The 19366-nt window shown below is 56.8% G+C and carries 14 protein-coding genes and 1 other RNA gene; 4 read left to right on the forward strand and 11 right to left on the reverse strand.

What is annotated here, in order from left to right; all coding sequences use genetic code 11:
* Positions 1 to 186: 186 nt before the first annotated feature.
* From AOB54_07400 to AOB54_07450, 11 genes are all read right to left on the reverse strand, one after another.
* Positions 187 to 846, reverse strand: coding sequence for an RlmE family RNA methyltransferase (locus tag AOB54_07400; GenBank protein WVN41305.1), 660 nt, complete (start codon positions 844 to 846; stop codon positions 187 to 189).
* Positions 847 to 893: 47 nt separating this feature from the next.
* Positions 894 to 1370 carry a transcription elongation factor GreA gene (gene greA / locus AOB54_07405; protein WVN41306.1) on the reverse strand — a complete coding sequence of 159 codons (477 nt, stop codon included), beginning with the start codon at positions 1368 to 1370 and terminating at the stop codon, positions 894 to 896.
* Positions 1371 to 1388: 18 nt separating this feature from the next.
* Positions 1389 to 4625 (reverse strand): carbamoyl-phosphate synthase large subunit, encoded by a 3237-nt coding sequence (gene carB / locus AOB54_07410; GenBank protein WVN41307.1) that lies wholly within the window; start codon positions 4623 to 4625, stop codon positions 1389 to 1391.
* Positions 4618 to 5778, reverse strand: a complete 1161-nt coding sequence (gene carA, locus AOB54_07415; GenBank protein WVN41308.1) for a glutamine-hydrolyzing carbamoyl-phosphate synthase small subunit — start codon at positions 5776 to 5778, stop codon at positions 4618 to 4620. Before carA ends, carB begins: the two co-directional genes overlap by 8 nt.
* A 33-nt stretch (positions 5779 to 5811) precedes the next feature.
* Positions 5812 to 6186 carry an MAPEG family protein gene (locus AOB54_07420; protein WVN41309.1) on the reverse strand — a complete coding sequence of 125 codons (375 nt, stop codon included), beginning with the start codon at positions 6184 to 6186 and terminating at the stop codon, positions 5812 to 5814.
* The gene (recR, locus tag AOB54_07425) at positions 6183 to 6803 is read right to left on the reverse strand and encodes a recombination mediator RecR (GenBank protein WVN41310.1); all 621 of its coding nucleotides are present in this window, start codon (positions 6801 to 6803) and stop codon (positions 6183 to 6185) included. The genes AOB54_07420 and recR overlap by 4 nt, the downstream gene beginning before the upstream one ends.
* A gap of 8 nt (positions 6804 to 6811) precedes the next feature.
* A complete protein-coding gene (locus AOB54_07430) occupies positions 6812 to 7144 on the reverse strand; it encodes a YbaB/EbfC family nucleoid-associated protein (protein WVN41311.1) in 333 nt (110 codons plus the stop codon).
* A 14-nt stretch (positions 7145 to 7158) separates the two neighbouring features.
* The gene (gene dnaX / locus AOB54_07435) at positions 7159 to 8961 is read right to left on the reverse strand and encodes a DNA polymerase III subunit gamma/tau (GenBank protein ID WVN41312.1); all 1803 of its coding nucleotides are present in this window, start codon (positions 8959 to 8961) and stop codon (positions 7159 to 7161) included.
* Positions 8962 to 9028: 67 nt separating this feature from the next.
* Positions 9029 to 9127, reverse strand: an RNA gene (gene ffs / locus AOB54_07440) — signal recognition particle sRNA small type.
* Positions 9127 to 12315 carry a UvrD-helicase domain-containing protein gene (locus AOB54_07445; GenBank protein ID WVN41313.1) on the reverse strand — a complete coding sequence of 1063 codons (3189 nt, stop codon included), beginning with the start codon at positions 12313 to 12315 and terminating at the stop codon, positions 9127 to 9129. Before AOB54_07445 ends, ffs begins: the two co-directional genes overlap by 1 nt.
* Positions 12312 to 15047, reverse strand: coding sequence for a PD-(D/E)XK nuclease family protein (locus AOB54_07450; protein ID WVN41314.1), 2736 nt, complete (start codon positions 15045 to 15047; stop codon positions 12312 to 12314). Before AOB54_07450 ends, AOB54_07445 begins: the two co-directional genes overlap by 4 nt.
* Before the next feature lie 129 nt (positions 15048 to 15176).
* On the opposite strand from AOB54_07450, the gene trxA reads away from it, so the two are divergent.
* The 4 genes from trxA (at position 15177) to AOB54_07470 (ending at position 19364) form a co-directional block, all read left to right on the forward strand.
* Entirely contained in the window at positions 15177 to 15503 is a 327-nt protein-coding gene (trxA, locus tag AOB54_07455) for a thioredoxin TrxA (protein WVN41315.1), read from the forward strand.
* 160 nt (positions 15504 to 15663) lie between these two features.
* Positions 15664 to 16926 carry a transcription termination factor Rho gene (gene rho, locus AOB54_07460; protein ID WVN41316.1) on the forward strand — a complete coding sequence of 421 codons (1263 nt, stop codon included), beginning with the start codon at positions 15664 to 15666 and terminating at the stop codon, positions 16924 to 16926.
* A 137-nt stretch (positions 16927 to 17063) separates the two neighbouring features.
* Positions 17064 to 17345, forward strand: coding sequence for a type B 50S ribosomal protein L31 (locus AOB54_07465; GenBank protein WVN41317.1), 282 nt, complete (start codon positions 17064 to 17066; stop codon positions 17343 to 17345).
* A gap of 54 nt (positions 17346 to 17399) precedes the next feature.
* Positions 17400 to 19364 (forward strand): hypothetical protein, encoded by a 1965-nt coding sequence (locus AOB54_07470; GenBank protein ID WVN41318.1) that lies wholly within the window; start codon positions 17400 to 17402, stop codon positions 19362 to 19364.
* Positions 19365 to 19366: the final 2 nt, after the last annotated feature.

The following is a 19366-nucleotide window of genomic DNA, read 5'->3' on the forward strand; positions in this document are numbered from 1 at the left end:
CAATAAAACATCGAAACTGCAGGTGACTGAAAACCCCAGCAAGTTACTTGGATTCTATGCCTCGGGCTTAGTTTCCTCAATGAGATTTTTATATCCCCACCATAGGGAAAATGGCGTCAGAACGCCATTTTTCAAGGGTTGATCCTGTAAAAAACGGAATAAAAGCAGCTTCAATGTGGGATTTCACTACTGCTTTAGGGGTTTTAACTTACGACCCAGCAGAAAAGTCTCAGACGACTGGGCCCGGGAGGCCGGGGGCTTACGGGAGGATACCGACACAAAATGGCGCTTAAAGAGCTCCACCAGCTGGCTGTAGCCACTGCCATTAAAGGCCTTCACCAAAAGCGCCCCATCAGGCTTTAGGTGAGCCAGCGCAAACTCCAGGGCAAGCTCACAGACATGCATCACACGGGCCGCGTCGGCCGACTCTACGCCTGAGAGATTCGGGGCCATATCGGAAATGACCAAGTCAACTTTCTCACCGCCCAGCCGATCCGCCAGGGCCTTGGCAACCGCGTCTTCACGAAAATCACCCTGAATAAATTCGACATCGGCGATCGGCTCCATGGGCAAAATGTCCAGGGCCAAGATGCGGCCATGCACGCGTTTGCCTTCGTCGCCAGCCCGTTTCACACACAGGATTTCACGCACCACCTGGGACCAGCTGCCGGGCGCACTGCCCAAGTCCACCACGGTCATGCCGGGCTTAATGATGCCGTCTTTTTCATGAATGCCAAGCAGCTTGAATGCGGCCCGAGAACGATAGCCCTTGGCCTGCGCCTGTCGGACATAAGGGTCCGTCAGGTGCATATGTAACCACTGTGGGTTGAATTTATTTTTTGCCACTGACGGCGCCCGTAAGCCCATGCGCCGAGGTTCGGCGCAACAGGGGATTAGATGTAGCGGACTTCCAGAATCTCAACCTGACGTGCACCGCCTGGGGCATGCACCACCGCAACATCGCCCACCGACTTGCCAATTAAGGCACGCGCAATCGGGCTGGAAATTGAAATCTTGTTTTCTTTTAAATCGGCTTCGTCGTCGCCCACGATCTGATAGACCGATTTCTTGTCTGATTCAATCTCAACGAGTTCCACTGTTGTGCCAAAGACCACACGGCCGTCTTGCTCGATTTCAGCGGGGTCAATGATCTGTGCATGGGCCAATTTGCTTTCCAGCTCAGAGATACGGCCCTCGATAAATCCCTGACGCTCTTTCGCGGCGTCGTATTCGGCATTTTCAGACAGATCACCCTGGGCACGTGCCTCGGCGATTGCAGTAATCACGGCGGGACGCTCCACGTGTTTTAAACGTGTGAGTTCTTCCTTTAATAGCTCAGCACCGCGAACGGTTAACGGGGTAATGCTCATAACTAGCCTTTGCTTGAATTAATGGGCGATTTGCTTGTGCATAGACTGCACATCAATCACGGTCAGGCTGGCATCGGCCAAGTGACGGATGCCCTCTACCGCAGCCTCGGCCCCTGCAATCGTGGTGAATGTGGTTACCCGCGATGCCAGGGCCGTGGTGCGAATGGAACGCGAATCCGCAATTGCAGAACGCTTTTCATCCACCGTGTTGATCACTAACTGTACATCACCATTTTTGATCATGTCCACGATATGTGGCCGGCCCTCGGTAACTTTGTTGACCGTGGCCGCAGGAATGCCCGCCGCCACAAGTGCTGCCGCAGTACCACGCGTACCCAAAAGCTTAAAGCCGAGATCGGTCAACATCTTGGCGATCTGCACCATGGCCGGCTTGTCGCTATTTTTCACACTGATAAAGGCCGTACCGGAAGTGGGCAGCTTGATACCAGCGCCGATCTGGGATTTCACAAAGGCCTCGGCAAAGGTCTTGCCCACGCCCATGACTTCACCCGTTGATTTCATCTCTGGGCCAAGAATGGTGTCCACACCCGGGAACTTCACAAACGGGAAGACCGCTTCTTTGACTGAGTAATAAGGCGGGGTGACTTCAACCGTGACGCCCTGGGCATCAAGTGTCTGGCCCAGCATGCAACGCGCCGCGACTTTCGCCAGCGGAATGCCCGTGGCCTTGGAGACATAGGGCACGGTGCGGGACGCACGTGGATTTACTTCCAACACAAACACGGTGCCGTTTTGAATGGCGAACTGCACATTCATCAGACCCACCACGTTGAGTGCACGAGACATCAAGGCGGTCTGGCGCTTGAGCTCGTCAATCATCTCGGGCGACAGGGAGTATGGCGGCAGACTGCAGGCCGAATCGCCCGAGTGCACGCCCGCCTGCTCGATGTGTTCCATCACGCCACCAATGAAGACCCGTTTGCCATCGGACAGACAGTCCACATCAACTTCAATCGCGTCATTTAAGAAACGATCCAAGAGCACTGGCGAATCGTTGGACACTTTTACCGCTTCACGCATGTAGCGTTCCAAATCACGCTGCTCGTGCACGATTTCCATGGCCCGGCCGCCCAAGACATAGCTGGGGCGAACCACCAGTGGGTAGCCAATTTCTTGGGCCAGACGAATGGCCTCTTCTTCTGTGCGGGCCGTGCGATTGGGCGGCTGGCGCAGTTCAAGCTTGACCAGAAGTTTCTGGAAGCGCTCGCGGTCTTCGGCGATATCAATGGATTCGGGGGATGTGCCCACAATCGGCACGCCAGCGGCTTCTAAGGCCTTGGCCAACTTCAATGGGGTCTGACCGCCGTACTGCACGATCACGCCGATGGGTTTTTCTTTATCAACGATCTCTAGAACATCTTCTAGTGTGAGCGGCTCGAAATACAAACGATCGGATGTGTCGTAGTCGGTCGAGACAGTCTCGGGGTTACAGTTGACCATGATGGTCTCGTAACCGTCTTCGCGCAGGGCCATGGCCGCATGCACACAGCAGTAATCGAACTCAATGCCCTGACCAATTCGGTTGGGGCCGCCACCCAAGACCATGACTTTTTTGCGGTCGGTCGGTCGGGCCTCGCACTCGTCTTCGTAAGTTGAATAGAAGTACGAGGTTGATGTGGAAAATTCTGCCGCACAGGTGTCCACCCGTTTATAGACGGGCCGAACATTTAAGGCGTGACGCAGTTTGCGCACTTCGGCTTCGGTTGTTTCTAGCAGGTAGGCCAGGCGACGATCAGAAAAGCCTTTGCGCTTGAGGGTGCGCAGAGACTGTGCATCCAAATCAGACAGGGTTCGCTTGTCGAGCTCGAGTTCGATGTCCACGATCTCTTTGATCTGCACCAGGAACCAAGGGTCAATCTTGGTGAGGCTATGGACCTCTTCAACCGTGAAGCCCTGGGCAAAAGCATCACCCACATACCAAATCCGCTCGGGACCAGGCTCGCCAAGTTCTTCTTCAATACGCTCGCGGTCGGTGGTCTTTTGGTTCATGCCATCGACACCGACTTCAAGGCCGCGTAACGCTTTTTGGAAAGACTCTTGGAAGGTGCGGCCCATGGCCATGACTTCGCCGACCGACTTCATCTGCGTGGTCAGGTGCGAATCTGCCGATGGAAACTTTTCAAAGGCAAAACGCGGGATCTTAGTGACCACATAGTCAATCGATGGCTCAAACGATGCGGGGGTTGCACCACCCGTGATGTCATTTTTGAGTTCATCAAGCGTATAGCCAACCGCAAGCTTCGCCGCGACTTTTGCAATAGGAAAGCCAGTGGCCTTGGAGGCCAATGCCGATGAGCGAGAGACCCGTGGGTTCATCTCAATCACAATCAATCGGCCGTTTTCTGGGTTGATGGCGAACTGTACGTTTGAGCCACCGGTATCCACGCCGATTTCGCGAAGAATCGCAATCGATGCGTCGCGCAGGACCTGGTATTCCTTGTCGGTCAGGGTCTGGGCTGGCGCTACCGTGATGGAGTCGCCGGTGTGGATGCCCATAGGGTCTAGGTTTTCAATCGAGCAAACGATGATGCAGTTATCCGCGCGGTCGCGGACGACTTCCATCTCGTATTCTTTCCAGCCAATCAAAGACTCTTCAATCAAGAGTTCGGATGTGGGCGAAGCCTCGATGCCACGCTTACAGATCGTTTCAAACTCTTCGGCGTTGTACGCGATACCGCCGCCCGTGCCACCCAGCGTGAAGCTGGGGCGAATAACCATGGGAAAGCCACTGCTGCCAGTGGTTTGCGCAATTGATTTTTGCACGGCCCAGGCTTCTTCAAGCGTGTGGGCAATGCCCGACTTGGCCGAGTCCAGACCAATCTTGGTCATGGCGTCTTTAAATTTCAGACGGTCTTCTGCTTTTTCAATCGCCTCTTCTTTGGCCCCGATCAGCTCCACGCCGAATTGGTCGAGCACGCCGTTGCGATGCAAATCAAGCGCACAGTTCAATGCGGTCTGCCCGCCCATGGTGGGCAGCAGGGCATCGGGCCGCTCTTTTTCAATGATCTTGGCCACCACCTGCCAGGTGATGGGTTCGATGTAGGTGACGTCGGCCGTTTCGGGGTCGGTCATGATGGTGGCAGGATTGCTGTTCACCAGAATGACTTTGTAGCCCTCTTCTTTCAGAGCTTTACAGGCCTGTGCGCCGGAGTAGTCAAATTCGCAGGCCTGGCCAATCACAATTGGGCCAGCGCCGATGATCAAAATACTTTTTAGGTCAGAACGCTTAGGCATTCGCAGTCTCCATCAGCGCAATAAACCGATCAAACAATGGGCCAATGTCATGCGGGCCGGGGCTTGCTTCCGGGTGGCCCTGGAAACAAAAGGCGGGCACATCGGTTCTAGCCAACCCCTGAATCGATTGATCAAATAAGGACACATGGGTCACGCGCAGGTTGGCCGGCAGTGAGTTTGGGTCGACCGCAAAGCCGTGGTTCTGGGATGTGATGAACACGCGCTTGTCGCCCAAGTCTTGCACGGGGTGGTTGCCCCCATGGTGACCAAACTTCATCTTCAGGGTCTTGGCACCCGAAGCCAAGGCCATGATCTGGTGGCCCAGACAAATACCAAAGACCGGGATTTTCTTGGCCATGGCGGCCTTGGTGGTGGCAATGGCGTAATCACAGGGCTCGGGGTCGCCAGGGCCGTTGGACAGAAACACGCCATCGGGCTTTAAGGCCTCGATTTCCGCAAAAGTGGTTTGGGCCGGCACCACGGTGACCTTGCAGCCACGATCGGCCAGCATGCGCAAAATATTGAGCTTCACACCAAAATCAAGCGCCACCACGTGAAAGCGGGTTGCCCCCATGGGCTGATGGCCCTTGCCCAGCACCCAGCTGCCCTCGGTCCAGCTATAGGGTTTGGTGGTGGACACGACCTTGGCCAGGTCCATGCCGACCAGGCCAGGAAATTTCTTTGCCGCTTCAATGGCGACCGCGGGGTCCAGCGTTTCGCCAGGCTTACCCGCCAACAGTGCGCCGTTCTGGGCACCCTTTTCCCGAAGAATTCGGGTGAGCTTGCGGGTGTCAATGCCCGCGATGCCAACCACGCCCGCGGCCCTGAGGGCATCCGACAGGCTTTCTTTGGCGCGAAAGTTAGAGACCACGGCTGAGAGGTCGCGAATGACCAGGCCTGCGGCGTGAATTTGTTTGGATTCCGCGTCTTCGGGGTTCAGACCCACATTACCGATGTGCGGGTAGGTGAGGGTGACGATTTGGCGGCTGTAGCTGGGGTCGGTCAGGATTTCCTGGTAGCCGGTCATGGAGGTGTTGAAAACAACTTCCCCTACCGACAAACCGTTGGCACCGATAGACTGCCCTTGAAACACCGTGCCGTCGGCAAGCGCGAGCAGAGCCGGAGCCACGGTCGAAGACTGGCTGAACAACAAGAGATACTCCCGGAATTTTTTCGATTATACGCTTTAAGCGCCCGAGGCGAAAATCACCAGAGTGGTGATAAAGCCAGCCAGCCAGGCCAAAGTCCGCAATGTCGATAAATTCGCGAGATAAAAGCCGATGAACAAAATTCGGCACACGATGAAGATGATTGCCAGATCATCGATCTTTCCCGGGTCCGCCTTGGTGGCCATGGCCACCAGCACAGCAATACCGAACCAAAGAAAAGCTTCCCAGCTGTTTTGCTGGGCGGCGTTGGCCCGCTTGCGATGGCCCTCTTGTTTGGCCAACCACTCGCGGGGATATTGATTGTCAAAATCTGAAGCGCCCCACTTCGAGACACCAGCGCAGACAATCGGCAACCAGCCAGCAATCATCAGGCACCACAGGGCAATACTCATAGTCGTCTCCGATCTCTCATGGCCTGGGCAATCGTGCCCAGATCGATGTATTCCAACTCGCCCCCCACCGGCACACCTCTGGCCAGACGAGCAATTTTCTTTTGCTCTGTTAAACCCCGGGATTTCAGGAGCGATTCAATCGCGTGGGCTGTGGCCTCGCCCTCGGGTGTGAAGTTGGTGGCAATCACAATTTCTTTCACTTCTTCATCTGCGACCCGGGCAATCAAACGATCAAGATGAATCTCTTTGGGCCCAATACCATCGAGCGGTGAGATGTGGCCCATTAGCACAAAGTAAAGGCCCCGCCAGGCATGGCTTTGCTCCACCGCCAGTAGATCAGAGGGGGACTCCACAACACAAAGCTGAGAGCGATCACGCGATGGACTCACGCAGACCTGGCAGACCTCTTCTTCCGTAAAGGTGTTGCACTGCCGGCAGTGCTGAATGGCGGACACCGCATGAAGCAGTGACTGGCCCAATAATTCCGCACCGGAGCGATCGTGTTGCAGCAAATGCATGGCCATGCGTTGCGCAGTTTTCGGGCCAACACCCGGTAGCCGCCGCAGGGCTTCGGTCAGCGCATCAATCGCATGGGGTGTAGCGGGAAGTTCACTCACACGCGTTGTTAAAAGAGTTTCATGCCCGGGGGAATCGGCAGGCCCGCCGTGACTGCAGACATGCGCTGCTGACTCACTGCCTCGGCCTTGGCGTGCGCATCATTAAATGCCGCCACCAAAAGATCTTGCAAGGTCTCACGATCATCGGCGTCAGCCGACATCAGGCTTGGATCAATTGCCAAACTCTTGACTTGGTTTTTGCAGGTCATGGTGATCTTCACCAAGCCGGCACCCGCCTGACCTTCGACAATTTCATGCTCCAGGCTATCTTGCACCTGTTTCATTTTTTCTTGCATCTGCTGGGCCTGACGCATCAGACCTGCAATCTGGTTTTTCATCATGATGAAGTTCCTTTTTAATCTTTCGTCGATCGAATCGAGCCGGGCACGATCTTGCCGCCAAAGTCTTGCAAAATGGATTGCACCACAGGGTCAGCAGCAATCACCTGCTCTGCCTTGGCAAGCGCTTGGGCGGCGGCCTGTGCATCTTCTGCAGCCGCAGTTTTAGTGGCCGCCTGGGCGACTTCGGTCTCAATACGGCAAGGCTTTCCAAAATAGGTCGAGAGCGCGTCCTGAGCCTTAGCGATGATGGCGGTTTCCGTGAGCGCCGGAATCGCCACGCGAAAACGGCAATTCACTGTGCGGCCCGCATCTTCACAGGAAATGAGCTCGGCCTGCTGCACAAACTGCTTGGCCAGGCCCGAGATCGACAGGCTGCGAGACACCGTGGGCCATTGCTCGGGGCTTAGCGATGCAGCGGCAAGCGCAGGCGCATAGGACGGCTCATCCACAGTGCTCGCAGCCCGTGCCGATGGTGCCGAAGCATTTGATGTCGCTGGCCGCGGCCGTGGGGCCGCAGACGAAGGCATCACTGCCGGAGTCGACGTTGCATCCGATCGTGTTTTGATTGGTGGCGTCGGGACCGCAGGAATTGCGGCAGAGCGCTGTGATCCGGCCGCCGCCAAAGCCGCTGCACGCGCATTACCGGCCGATGGCGTGGCCGTGGTCACGCCGGCTGCGGTGGGTTGAAAGGCAAATAGGCGCAGCAGTGTCATTTCAAGGCCGGTGCGCTCGTCGGGCGCAAGGCTCAAATCACGCCGGCCCAAAACGGTAATTTGGTAATTCATTTGCAGCAACTCTGCCGACATTTTTTCTGCAAGCAGGGCTACCGTGCCAGTGGGGTCGTCATTCGATTCAATACCGAGTGCAGACTGGGCGGCAGCCTGATGGAACCACTTGGCCATGTCGCCCAAGAGCGCCTCTGCGGAAGCCCCCGCTGTGAGCAACTCTTCCATGGTGGCAAATGCCGCAGCAGGCTGGTGCTCGGCGATTGCACGAAGCAGCTTGGCCAATAACTCCCGCTGCACCAGGCCCAACATCGATTGCACTGCGGGTGCTGTGACCTGGCCTGCACCATAAGCAATGGCCTGGTCAGTGAGCGACAGACTGTCGCGCACGCTGCCCTGGGAGGCCGCAGCAATCCAAGCCAATGCGGTTGGATCGGCAGTAATGCCTTCTTGCTCCAGCACCCAAACAAGGTGCTGCTGCAGGGTGTCGGGCGGTACATTCTTAAGATTGAATTGCAGGCAGCGCGACAAGACCGTGACCGGAATCTTCTGTGGGTCGGTGGTGGCCAACAAGAACTTCACGTCGGGTGGCGGCTCTTCCAGGGTCTTTAACATCGCGTTAAAGGCGTGGTTTGAGAGCATATGGACTTCGTCGATCACATAGACCTTGAAGCGGCCCGCCGTTGGCGCAAACTGCGCCTGCTCTAAAAGCTGTTGAATCTCACCAACCCCACGATTCGATGCGGCATCGATTTCGATGTAATCAACAAACCGGCCACCATCAATCTGAGTGCAGCTGCTACAAACACCACAGGGCGAGGCGCTAATGCCCTGCTCACAATTCAGAGCCTTAGCGATGATGCGTGCGAGCGTGGTTTTCCCGGTACCACGGGTACCGGTCAGAAGATAGGCATGATGGAGCCGCTGGGCGTTGAGCGCGTGGGACAGCGCCTTGACCACATGGTCTTGACCCACCACCTGTTCAAATGCTTTGGGCCGCCACTTTCGGGCGAGCACCACAGGCGCAGAACTGGCCATTGAATTGGCAGACCCCATGGGCAACTCATCTGCAGAAAACAAAGCGTCCGTCATTGGGGTGATTACATCCGTCCTGATTAAGGCCCAAGCCCTGGGTGTTGGCGATGACACATCAAACAAAGGGGGCGAGCCGGACCCCCGGCACTTGGGAAATTCAGCATTGGCTGCTTCGTTCCCGACCTGACCAGGTTTACCGACTCCCAATGCGGGGCGGCCCGCCTACCCGAAGTGTACCAAGCGGCCCTGATCTAAGTCCCAGATTTCTGCTTCGGACGTGAGAATCTTGGCAAAAACCCGGGCCTGCGGCCGGATCGATTGCATCAGAGCCTGATAGCCAGCGAGCTGTTTCGCGTAATCCGACATCTCAGAGGCCAGCACCTGCCATTTGAAGTCGATGATCCACCAGGTCTCGGGATCTTCTGAGACGCGAACGATTCGGTCGGGGCGGGCTAGACCAAGATCGGCCGTTGGCCACTCGCGCTCGGCATAGGCAAGCAGATGTTTAGAAAAAATTCTCTCGGCAATCTCACTTTTGGCGATACGTTCAACAGCACTTACCACTGCTACCTGAGCATCGCTTGGCAAGGCAAACGGCGCGATCAACCGTGTACGCTGGTTCGGCGTAATGTTCGGGCCAAATTCCAATAGTCGGTGCAGGGCTTTGCCCTGACGCACTGCCAGGGAATCAGGTGTGGCACGGGCAATCGCACCGTTGCCCTGCTTGTCAAACCGCAGGCCCCGCCAGCGCAGGGCTGGGGCTGCAGAACCCTGGGCCGCAATCGGCGAGAGCATCATTTCTTGGCAATGATCGGCGACCTTGGTAAACCATTTCTTGTCCGCGTTCTTGCCGCTCTCGGTCGCGCTAAACAACAGGAAACGCCGAGCGCGGGTGCAGCCCACGTATAGCAAATTGAAATCTTCGTCGTCGCTTTGTCGGCGATCATCCAACAAGGCCCGTTTCACGGTTGGGTCCATTGGCTCGCCTGATCGCCATGCCGCCACGCCACGAACCTGATCACGGGAATCACTCCAATCGACCAGCCATCGAACACCCACGTCTGACTTATCACGATCCAAGAGCCCGGCGAGCACCACCACATCGGCCTCTAGGCCCTTTGCAGAATGAATGGTCGAGAGCATGACTGCATCGGTACTGGGCATGACACCAGGGCCAGGGGCGTCGGCATCTTTGACCTGTGACCAGCGATGCAACTCTTGCAGAAAACGGGCCAGGCTTGGAAAGCGGCCCGTATCTAAATCCAGGGCCAGAGTGAGAAAGGCTTCCAGATTGGCAATGCACTGCAGTCCACGGCCATGCGCGAAACGCCCCGCCATGCGATCAAAGACATCTTGGCGATGAATCATTCGATCTAAAAGATCATGGACTGGCAGCTGGGCAGACCAGTCAATCCATTGGGCCAAAGAAGCACAGGTCTCTTTGAAAATTGCTGCGGTGTCGGACTGATTCGCCAGTGTTTTTAGCTTCTCGTAAAACGAGAGTGGCCCATCGGCCGATGTCACTGCAGCGATTGTGGCCAGCTGACGATCAGCGCAGCCAAAGATCGGGCTTTTTAATGCATGGGCACAGTCCACATCAGACCATGGGAAGGCAAGAAACCGCAGTAAGGCCATGACGTCTCGGATCTCTGGCTCTTTTAACAGGCCACCGGTTCGGTCACTGACAAATGGAATGCCCGCCGCGGCCAAGGCCTGCTCGTAAGCGGCCATGTGGGTGCGGCTTCTGACCAAGATGCGCATATCGGACCACTTCAATTCAGCGTGCTCGGTCTTGATCTGGGCCAGGGCCTGCGCAATGGATGCACCTTCGGCAGACCAATCGCTGGCGACTGGCAACTTGGCCACGAAGCCCTCGCGATCCGTGGTGTGGCTCTCGTGGGTGTGATAGCGGTGCGACGGATCAGCACCCGGCATGGCGGCGTTTAAAAAGTTAACCACCTGTGGGCCGCAACGACGGGTGGTATTGGTGGGCAAAACAATTGCGCCATAGTGCTGGCACAGCCAATCCGAGGCCACGCGAAACACCTGCGGGTCTGCGCGACGGAACCGATAAATCGACTGCTTGGGGTCCCCCACCAAAAAGACCTTTGGTGCTTGTGACCGCAGAACTTGGTCGGCCTGCACATATTGGCCCAACCACTCTCGAAGCATGGCCCACTGCACAGGATTGGTGTCTTGAAACTCGTCGACCAACACATGAGAAATAGTCTGATCGAGTCGCTCATGAAAACCGGCCGATGCCTGGCCACCCATTAAGTGCCACGCGGTCAACTCCAGGCCTGTGAAATCAATTTCGTTGGTTTTTGCCATGACCCGATCTAGGCATTTCCCCAAGGCATTGCCACAGAGCCACAGGGCCTGGGTCTGGGCATGCAGTAATCGAGCACTGTTGGCATCCAGCAGACGGGTTAATGCGCCCACCAGCAATTCCACCTCTGCGCTGTATTGCGCAGCATTAGCGCCCCATTGTTTCAGCTCGGTACCCTTGCGAATCAGCACATGACTTCCGCCCTTCATGCGATAACGGGCGGGCGGTGTCTCGGTGCTGTCCAACTGCGCATCCGTATCGATCTTGGTGAGCAAAAATTTCACCAAACCATCCAGGTCACTCGGCTGCCAACGATTAAGCATCTCGCAAAACGATTCGCGGCCAGCACATTGCGCAAAGGCCTTTGCCAGGCCCTGGGCACATGCAGACTGCTCAGCAAAAAAAGACGCAACGGCCTGCTGATTCAATTGCTCCGCCTGCATCAGAAGCTCTCTGGCCTGATCCGCTGCCATCTGATCCAGACCAAGCTGCTGGCCAAAGGCAGCCCATTCGACGCGGCTTTGGACCCAAGCCTCCATGGCCTGCCGTGTCGGGCTATCCCCCATGGATGCCACGAGTGCGGCATAAGGAAGGCCGTCCATCTCTTCGGCGTAAAACAACTTCCATGCCTGACGCAACAGATCCCATGGCCGCTGCGTGAGCGAGCGCGTTGCGATGCCAGCAAGCGACAAGGGCGCCATTGCAGCAAGCCGCACATACCAGCTGTGAAAAGTTGCAATGACCGGTGGCTGTGGATCTAACAAGTAACGGGCCAGCAGGCCTCGCGCATCCAACATGGCCTTGGACAGTGCTTCCCCCGTGAGCCCCCAATCACGCAGTTTGGTCTCAAGCGTGTCATCACGAAGATCTGCCATCTCTTTGAGATGGCCAACCACCCGGGTGCGCATCTCGGCCGCAGCTTTGTTGGTAAAGGTGAGTGCCAGAATCTCACGCGGCGGCGTGCCCTCGAGCAAAGCGCGGGCAATGCGCGAAGACAACAACCAGGTCTTGCCACTGCCGGCACAGGCCTCCACCACCACACTGCGTGAAGTGTCGAGTGCGATGTGATTGTCCAAACTCATTCGTCGGCCCCACCCTCTTCTTCATCGCCCACCACTGCCGCGATGTCGTCGCGCCGGCAAACACCACGGACATTGCAACGCTCGCAGATTTTCTTATCCCGCGTCATGCCCAAAAGCTCAATCGGCTGGCCGGCAGCAAGTCGGCCAAGGGCATCGCCCACCTGAGTCAAGACCGAGTCAGTGAGTTGCGACATGGTCTGGCCCGTGGTTTTGGTCAGCCCAATTTCTTCAACCGCATCACGCCTGATCGAGACATAGGCGGCATCTGCAGCGGCATGTTCCGGGCCAATCAACCAGGCATATAGCGGTAGCTGCACATCTTGATCACCTGGCTTGACCGATTTTTTAAGCTGATCTGGGTCAGAGGTTTTGAAATCAATCAGCATGGATGCTTGATCGCCTTTTTCCCACCGGTCGATGCGGCCCTTGATGCGAACACTCAGATCATCCAAGGCACGCTCGACCGTTTTTTCCGTGAGTGTTTCAGTCCACTGCCACGCTGAGTCATTACTGCGTTTAAAAAGCCACTCGCTTAAGCCTGGCACCAGGGCCATGGCATCGGCACGAAGCTTGGCAGCGATCGCAGGCGGCACAGATAGTCTTTCCAGTTCTGCGCCCCGCCGAACAAAAAAGGGCTTATGAAGGAGTTCATCAATACGCTCGGTGAGCCAAACGGCCCAGTCGTGGGCAGACGCCTGCCGCATCCGCGCACCGGAGAGCGCCTGGTGAATCAAGGAGCCAAGATCACTGGGCGGGCTCTCTTCTTCTAAGGTTGTGGTGGGGGATAAGCCCAACAGCGTTTGCAGATAAAACTGATACGGGCAGTCAATCAATTTTTGTAGATCCGTCACGCTGATCACATCGGGCAGCTGGCCTGTGAATTGCGCAGTTTCAATGGCCGTGGGTTGATCCGACTCTGCCGAGATCGCGTAGAGGCCGATCATCTCAGAGGCGTGTGTGCGCTCGACCAAGTCAGGCCGCTCTATGGCCAACAACTCAATCCAACTTGAGAATTCAACGTCGCTGTCTGACTTTTCAGCGCAGGCAATCAACGCCATGGCAAGCGGGTCTGCCCAGACCGATGCGAACTGACCAAAGCCCTCGGCCTCGGCGAATTCGGGCGGATTGATCAGGCCCATCTCGGCAAACCGCTTCGGGCCAAAAAACTCAGGTGTTGGCCGCTCCGGAAGCCGCTGTGCATCGGCACCCAGCACCACCACCGCCTTGGGGCGTTGCCATGAGAGCGAGGCGAGCGAGCACATTCTGACGCAGGCCTGTGTGACCGGCTCGACAAATCGAGACCGGGCCAAAGACTCATTTAAAAGGGCCTGCCACAAAGACGGCGTGATCCGATTCTGGTCCAGCGAGGCATCGGCATGCAGCATCTGGATGGCCGCCAGCACCGCCTGGCCTGCGGGGTCTTCAGCAAGCGACGACTCCAGGCCACTTGTAGCCACGGCATGCATCAATTGCGCTGACCAGAGTGCCAGCGGCTGTCGAGCGGCGCTTGTTGCAAGCGCTGCTTGCAACTCCTGCAGGGGCAACAGCCCCTGACTCACCAGGTCGGTCAGTGTGATGGGCGCCACACGGCCATAGGCCCGCAATGCACTGTCGAGCCGACGACGATCCGAATACTGAAACCCACACCGAAGCCCAAGACCACGCATGACAAATGGTGAGTGAATCCACTCTAAGACTGACTGTGTGTTGGCCTGATGGATGATCAAATCATTGAGACCAACCACTGCTGATGCAGCCACCGTTGTGTCCAGCGCCCAGCCCGACCGATCAGAAAAGGGTTCCCCGGCGCGCTCAAGCAAAGCCCGCAGACGACGCAGCATCTTTCGATCCAGTGGGACCACCCCAATGTCATCCATGCCCTGTGATCGCCAGTCCAGAATTGTTTGCACGGCGGCCCAGGCCGACTCCTCGGTGGTCTGCGCGGCAATTAGGCGACGCGGCAAAACAGACCCACCCGGGCGTGAACTGAATTGCTGATCAAGAAGTTTGCGCAGTGCTGTCATGGAATCCACTGCGGGATGGGACCAGAACCGAATCGCATCACTTGGCACACGCCAAATGAGTGCGGCCATGGCAATCTCTTTGGGCGAAGGCGTGCGATTGATACAAAACCAGACTGCCGATGCCGACAAGGTGCTGTGTTTGGCTGCCCAGGCAGCACGATCTACATCACTGCGATTGGCCTGATGCAGGTTTTTTAAGAGATTGAGATCGTCAGACAGATGCGTGGCATCCGCCATGACGTTTGCCCAATCGGTGCCCCGTGACTGCAATTCCAGCCATTCCCAGCCATCGAAGATGTCGACCCACTTCGTCGCCAGATGAAGGGCCGCACGGGCCGACCCCCCGAGAGACTCGGCAATGCTGCGGTAATCCATGAGCTGCTGCGCCAGCTGAACTCGACGCACGAACAAAGGCCGGGGCGCGGGAATCTCTGGGTTGATCGCACCACCCTCCACTGATGCCTCGAAGGCCTGGTCCAGGGTTCCACACCAAGGCAGCGGTTCGCCACGGTCACGGCCTGGCCAGCCGGTCTTTGCCAGGGCGGCCTTTACCGCCTGGGCAGTCAATGCCGAATCCACCACGAGAGCCGGCGGCAGATCTGTCGGGCCAAGCCCGGCCATCGCCTGGGCAAGGGCCTGGGCCATAGAGGTCGTGGTGTTGGCAGAAATATCTTGGGGGTTCACGGGATTTATGCTATCTTTTTTCACACGGTGGTCCTGATGGGGTCACCATTTAATCCGCCAGGGGGCTCACCAGTTGACCCTAACTCGGCTAAAAACCTTTTCCAACCGACTTTTCGTCCTCTTTGACCACTACGGTCTTTCATCTCACACACTATGAGCCAATCCGTTATTGCCTTATCCGATGCCTCGTTTGATAGCGAAGTCTTAAAATCTGACCTGCCCGTCCTGGTGGACTTCTGGGCCGAGTGGTGCGGTCCTTGCAAGATGATCGGCCCAATCGTGGAAGAGATTGCCAACGAATACAACGGCCGTCTCAAGGTCGCCAAACTCAATGTGGATGAAAATGCGGCCGTTCCGGCAAAGCATGGCATTCGGGGCATTCCCACACTGATCCTGTTCAAGAACGGCGCGGTCGTCTCCCAAAAGGTTGGGGCCGCCGCAAAATCCCAACTCACTGCATGGATTGATAGCAACCTGTAAGAACGACCTGTAAGCGGGCCGACCAACGCGCCTGCTTACCGCTTGCGGCGATCGCAGCAAGGGAAAGCCTCCCAGCGATCGCCGAACACACAACACTCCCTACCCCTTCTCTATTTGTCACAACCCAAAGCCGCTGTGGCGGTGAATTGTTAAAACACTTATGCATCTTTCAGAACTTAAAGCACTACACGTTACGCAGCTGGTCGACCTGGCCATGACCCTGGAAATAGACAACGCCAGCCGCCTGCGCAAACAAGAACTCATGTTTGCCATCTTGAAGAAAAAGGCCAAGCTTGGCGAACAGATTTTCGGAGATGGCGTACTCGAAGTTCTGCCCGATGGCTTTGGCTTTTTACGGTCCCCAGAATCGTCTTACCTGGCCAGCACCGACGACATTTATCTCTCCCCCTCGCAGATTCGACGCTTCAATCTGCACACCGGTGACTCGGTCGAAGGCGAGGTCCGCACCCCCAAAGAGGGCGAGCGTTACTTCGCACTGGTCAAGGTCGACAAGATCAATGGCCAGCCACCGGAAGCATCTAAAAACAAGATTCTTTTTGAAAACCTGACGCCACTCTTTCCCGACGAGCCGATTCGCCTTGAGCGGGACATGAAGGGCGAAGAAAACATTACCGGCCGCGTGATCGACATGATTGCGCCGATTGGTAAAGGCCAGCGGGGCCTGCTGGTGGCATCACCCAAAAGCGGTAAGACCGTGATGATGCAGCACATTGCCCATGCCATCACCACCAACCACCCGGAAGTCACGCTGATCGTGTTGCTGATTGATGAGCGCCCGGAAGAGGTCACCGAAATGCAGCGATCAGTGCGCGGCGAGGTGGTGGCCTCCACCTTCGATGAGCCCGCCACACGCCACGTTCAAGTGGCCGAGATGGTGATTGAAAAAGCAAAGCGCCTGGTCGAACACAAAAAAGATGTGGTGATTCTGCTGGACTCGATCACACGGCTGGCCCGGGCCTATAACACCGTGGTGCCAACGTCTGGCAAAGTGTTGACCGGTGGTGTGGATGCCAACGCCCTGCATCGGCCCAAGCGCTTTTTCGGTGCCGCACGAAATATTGAAGAGGGCGGCTCGCTCACCATCATCGCCACTGCCCTGATTGATACCGGCAGCCGGATGGATGAAGTGATTTATGAAGAATTCAAAGGCACCGGCAATATGGAAGTCCACTTGGCCCGCCGCCTTGCCGAAAAACGGGTCTACCCGGCGATCAACATCAATCCGTCAGGCACCCGCCGCGAGGAGCTGCTGATCAAGCCCGATGTGCTGCAAAAGATCTGGATCCTGCGCAAGCTGCTGCACGACATGGACGAGCTCCAGGCCATGGAGTTCCTGCTCGACAAGATGAAGCAGACCAAAAACAACGCCGAGTTCTTCGACATGATGAAACGAGGCGGCTAAACCAGGGTCCATACGCCGGGAAGGCCCGCCGCAGGCGGGATTCCGGGCGTGAGAAATTTCGTATATAATTCAAAGGTTTAGGCACGTAGCGGGGGGTTTTCAGCTCGCCGGCGACCCACACCAATTAAGGAAAAATCATGAAACAAGGCATCCACCCCGATTACCGTGAAGTCGTGTTCGTCGACCTATCGAACGACTTCAAATTCATCACCCGCTCCACGGTCCAGACCAAAGAAACCATCAAATGGACCGACGGCAAGGAATACCCGCTTTACAAACTCGACACCAGCTCTGAATCTCACCCCTTCTTCACGGGCAAACAGAAACTGGTCGACACCGCTGGCCGTGTTGAGAAATTCCGCCAGAAGTTCGGTGCTAAAACCGGCAAGAGTGCCAAATCTGAAACGGCCGCCGGCTAATGCGGTGTCGGTCACGCAACGCCTTGGTGACCTAAGCACACTCAGCATTCGTTGATGAACACGCACGAAAAAGGCAGCCGTCCGGCTGCCTTTTCTTTTTTCGACGGCAACTCCAACGCCCCGCTGCCGGGCCTGGCCGCAAGCGCAGCCAGCCGACTGCCGCGATGGGCCCTGATTGCACTGGTCCTGCTCTATGTGGGCCACGGACTGGTGCACCGTGATCCTTGGCGTGGCGATGATGTGATGGGCATTGCGCTGGCCCGATCCGTGATCGAGGCGATCTGGTCGGGTGACATTGGTGGCCTCTTCATGCCTTACCTGCAGGGGTTTGCTGTGAATGGCACTGGGCCGCTTTGGGCTGCCATCAGTGCCCTGTTCATGCTGCCGGTCTATCTCTGGTCCGCCCTGCAACAAACACCACTGGCCATTGGGCTGCTCGACGATCTAGCAAGGATTCCGCTGGGTATTTCACTGTTGATTGGCCTGACCGCGATATGGAAAGCCACGGATCGGTTTGCTCGGCGGCGTGAGGCACAGCCAGTAGACCCCCTGGGGGTTGGCCCGAAGTCTCAGGATTTTGGAAAGACATTGGCCGATTGCGCTTTGCTGCTTACCACCGCAACCCTTGGGGTGATCTATCCCTGGCATCAGGCGGGCACGGCCAGCGTGAGCTTTATGCTGCTGGCCTTGTTGCTCTGGTCGTTCGCGACCGCCCCCGAAACACCCAAGCGCGCAGGGCGTCAATCCGGAATCATTCTGGCCGCAGGCCTACTGACCCACGGCCTGGGGTTGGCGACCACCATTGTGCTGGCCATGGTCTTGGTGTTTTCCTTCGTTGGCCCCTACCAGCTGGTGGCACGCGAGTTTTATCGGCGCAGCTTCACGACTGCGGGGCTCATCGTCGGCATTTGGATTGGGCTATCGCTACTCACAAATCCCTGGGATCGCGTAATTCAGTGGTGGGTGGCCGGTGTTTCGCAATGGTGGCTTCTGAAGTGGTTTACCAATCCGGTGTCCTTGCTGTCGATTAGCGGCTGGGCCAACGACAGCCTTTGGAAATGGTGGCCCCTATGGCCCATTGCGGCTTTTGGGCTTTGGAACGCGCGAAAAACTGCCTTGCTCAAGGCCCCCCACTGGGCTGTGCCACTTCTCTTTGTTGTGGCAACCATCTGCGCGGGATTGATTGGCCCCACCGAATGGAAAGTCCATCAACTCTTGCCGATTGCACCGCTTGCACTGATCGCGGCTTTTGGCCTGCTGTCTTTGCCCCGACCGATTGTGAATCTGGTCGACTGGTTTGCCGTGGTGCTCTTTACCGCGCTTGGCGTCTTTATCTGGCTTTACTGGAGCGCATTAAATTTCGGTTTCCCAGAAACATTGGCCAACCGTGTCCCACTACTGGCACCCGGTGTGAAAGGCAATGCCAATGTCTACGAGGTTTTCATTGGCATCACGGCAACTTTGGCATGGATTGGCCTTGTGTCTTGGCGTGTGCGCCGCGGCAACCCCAGGCTGTGGCGCCCGGTGGTGTTGAGTGCCGGTGGTCTCACGCTGGTTTGGGTCTTGCTCATGACGCTATGGATTCCTGCCATCGACCGTATTCAAGGCCAGGCAACCCTGGCCAGCTCACTGACATCGGGCTGGGTGCGTGCCGCCGAAGTGAAATTGGAAATACCTGCCACGGAAGTGCGTCGTGCACTTGCCAATCGCCGTCACGGACAAACCAGTCTTAAGGCGACATCACCCACATCATGTATTCGACTCTCCGGCGAGAGCGCCAACTTAGATGCCATGGCCGTTGCCATGACTCCGCTACCCATTGCCAACAAGGTCGATTGCATTTGGCAACTGGCGCTCTTTAATCCCAATCAGATTCGTGCCGTGGATCAGACCGCAAGGCTCGAAGCCGATCGTGCGGCGACACTGCCGCGATGGAAAATTGTCTGGCAGAGTTCGGTGGGCGAAGACCGCCGAAGCCGTGACCGATACGTGCTTTTAGAGCGTATTGATTCGCGCTGAAA

The sequence above is a fragment of the beta proteobacterium MWH-UniP1 genome, assembly GCA_036362785.1.
Classification (GTDB): domain Bacteria; phylum Pseudomonadota; class Gammaproteobacteria; order Burkholderiales; family Burkholderiaceae_A; genus Lacustribacter.

Bases quoted from the DNA above. Each gene is read 5' to 3' on its own strand.
- AOB54_07420 (WVN41309.1), bottom strand. From the start codon at position 6,186: ATGAGTATTGCCCTGTGGTGCCTGATGATTGCTGGCTGGTTGCCGATT.
- AOB54_07445 (WVN41313.1), bottom strand. From the start codon at position 12,315: ATGAGTTTGGACAATCACATCGCACTCGACACTTCACGCAGTGTGGTG.
- carB (WVN41307.1), bottom strand. From the start codon at position 4,625: ATGCCTAAGCGTTCTGACCTAAAAAGTATTTTGATCATCGGCGCTGGC.
- rho (WVN41316.1), top strand. From the start codon at position 15,664: ATGCATCTTTCAGAACTTAAAGCACTACACGTTACGCAGCTGGTCGAC.
- dnaX (WVN41312.1), bottom strand. From the start codon at position 8,961: ATGACGGACGCTTTGTTTTCTGCAGATGAGTTGCCCATGGGGTCTGCC.
- greA (WVN41306.1), bottom strand. From the start codon at position 1,370: ATGAGCATTACCCCGTTAACCGTTCGCGGTGCTGAGCTATTAAAGGAA.
- AOB54_07470 (WVN41318.1), top strand. From the start codon at position 17,400: ATGAACACGCACGAAAAAGGCAGCCGTCCGGCTGCCTTTTCTTTTTTC.
- AOB54_07430 (WVN41311.1), bottom strand. From the start codon at position 7,144: ATGATGAAAAACCAGATTGCAGGTCTGATGCGTCAGGCCCAGCAGATG.
- trxA (WVN41315.1), top strand. From the start codon at position 15,177: ATGAGCCAATCCGTTATTGCCTTATCCGATGCCTCGTTTGATAGCGAA.
- AOB54_07465 (WVN41317.1), top strand. From the start codon at position 17,064: ATGAAACAAGGCATCCACCCCGATTACCGTGAAGTCGTGTTCGTCGAC.